The sequence below is a fragment of the Thalassospira sp. UBA848 genome (assembly GCF_002295455.1).
GTDB lineage: Bacteria > Pseudomonadota > Alphaproteobacteria > Rhodospirillales > Thalassospiraceae > Thalassospira.
The window spans coordinates 98,753-99,156 of the sequence record NZ_DBGS01000032.1 but is presented as its reverse complement, the minus strand read 5'-3'; the positions used below and the strand labels follow the sequence as shown (position 1 = coordinate 99,156).

Annotated in this window: 1 protein-coding gene; it reads right to left on the bottom strand. The window is 58.9% G+C overall.

Annotation, left to right across the window (positions count from 1 at the left end):
* The coding region (locus B2R48_RS03880) for an alcohol dehydrogenase catalytic domain-containing protein (RefSeq protein ID WP_296998024.1) at positions 1-404 on the bottom strand (404 nt) is incomplete at both ends.

The window sequence follows — 404 nt, the reverse complement described above, 5'->3', positions numbered from 1 at the left end:
TGCACCTTGGCCGCGTTCACCGTGGCCCCCATGCCGGTGGTGACCCCGCAACCAAGCAGGCAAACTTCTTCAAGCGGGGCGGTTTTGTTGATCTTCGCCAGCGAGATTTCCGGCAATACAGTGTATTCCGAGAAGGTCGAGCAACCCATATAGTGATAGATCGGCTTGCCGTTCTGCGAGAAACGCGTGGTGCCGTCCGGCATCAGGCCCTTGCCCTGGGTTTCGCGGATCTTCTGGCACAGGTTGGTTTTGCCCGATTTGCAGAATTTGCACTCGCCGCATTCGGGGGTGTAAAGCGGGATCACGTGATCGCCAACCGAAACACTGGTCACACCTTCGCCGATGGACTCAACAATGCCGCCGCCCTCATGGCCAAGGATCGCCGGGAAGATGCCCTCGGGATC